Raw genomic sequence first — 758 nt, forward strand, 5'->3', positions numbered from 1 at the left:
AATGAATCTTAGTACCAACCGTTTGCTTCCCAGAATGCTTTCGCAGCTTCCCAAGAACCATAACGTGAAGCAACATATTGTTCTGCCACTTTTTCTTGGTTCGCAGCAGAGTAGTCACCATTCAAGTAAGAAGAATCTAATTGGTAACGTCCGATGTAACGTCCGTTCGTTGCTGTGTAAGAACCGCTTGATTCTTTTTGTGCGATCCATTCTTTTGCAGCATTCGTGCTTGTTGCCGTTGTTGTTGTTTCTGTTGCAGCAGGAGCAGATTGTGTTTCAGCAACAGGGGCTGCTTGTGTTTCTGTTTGAACCGTTTCTTGTACAACAGGTTGTTCAGCTTGGACGGGAGCTTCTTGAACGGCTGCTTGAGGTTCAGCAGCTGCTTGAGCAGAGCCTTCTGTTGGAATCGTTAATTGTTGTCCTGAGTAGATCAGGTTAATGTCAGAAATTGAATTTGATTCTGCAATGGCATTGATCAAGGAGTTGTCACCAACGTATTTTTGAGAAATCGTTGATAGAGTATCACCTGATTGAACGGTATAAGCTTCGTCCGCATGAGCAGTCGTTCCCATGAAGAATGCAGCACCGGCAGCCAAAGTTGTTCCAAAAAGTAAAGTTTTAAGTGATGTCATGAAAAATCTCCTTTATTCGTTAAAAAGTTTTATTTGTTGTGTTCAACGAGGAATACTTTAACACGTGAAAATATTTCATAGGTAAAAGAAGCATGACAATTTATGACAAATCCACGTTTTTTGTAA

1 protein-coding gene is annotated in these 758 nt (G+C 41.0%); it reads right to left on the reverse strand.

The genetic code is table 11. The features are described 5' to 3' along the window. Positions 1 to 8 precede the first annotated feature (8 nt). The gene (locus tag HMPREF2988_RS07045) at positions 9 to 632 is read right to left on the reverse strand and encodes an aggregation-promoting factor (RefSeq protein WP_047928311.1); all 624 of its coding nucleotides are present in this window, start codon (positions 630 to 632) and stop codon (positions 9 to 11) included. Positions 633 to 758: the final 126 nt, after the last annotated feature.

The sequence above is a fragment of the Enterococcus sp. HMSC061C05 genome (assembly GCF_001814765.1).
Classification (GTDB): domain Bacteria; phylum Bacillota; class Bacilli; order Lactobacillales; family Enterococcaceae; genus Enterococcus_B; species Enterococcus_B lactis.